The following is a 306-nucleotide window of genomic DNA, read 5'->3' as shown; positions in this document are numbered from 1 at the left end:
CCTGGCGGGCGCCCCCGGCGGTTCGGGCGAGATGCCCGGCGGGGAGAACCGCTCGTACACCGCGACCCCCTGGAAGTGGGGGTTCGTCCACGCCGCGCCGCCGGCGGAGGGGTTCACGCTCACCCTGACCGTACGGGGCCACGGTCCGGTGCGACTGCTCGCCATGACCGAGGAGGCGGGGCTGCCCGCCTCCGCCCTGGACCGACCGCTCCCCGGGGACCGGGCGTACTTCGCCGACGAGGCGGGCCTGTCCCTGGCGAGCCGCACTTACACGTTCTGACCACGGGGCGTGCCCGCCCGGCGGGC

At 76.8% G+C, this 306-nt stretch carries 1 protein-coding gene; it reads left to right on the top strand.

Going from position 1 to position 306, the window contains the following annotated elements; translation table 11 throughout:
* Positions 1–280: hypothetical protein (locus ADK55_RS23060; protein ID WP_199826607.1), on the top strand; the 280-nt coding region annotated here is incomplete at its 5' end.
* Between the last annotated feature and the right edge of the window lie 26 nt (positions 281–306).

Origin of the sequence: Streptomyces sp. WM4235 (assembly GCF_001279725.1) — a bacterium.
In the GTDB taxonomy this organism is placed as follows: domain Bacteria; phylum Actinomycetota; class Actinomycetes; order Streptomycetales; family Streptomycetaceae; genus Streptomyces.
Note: the sequence above shows the minus strand (reverse complement) of the source record. Positions and strands in the feature narration are given on the sequence as shown.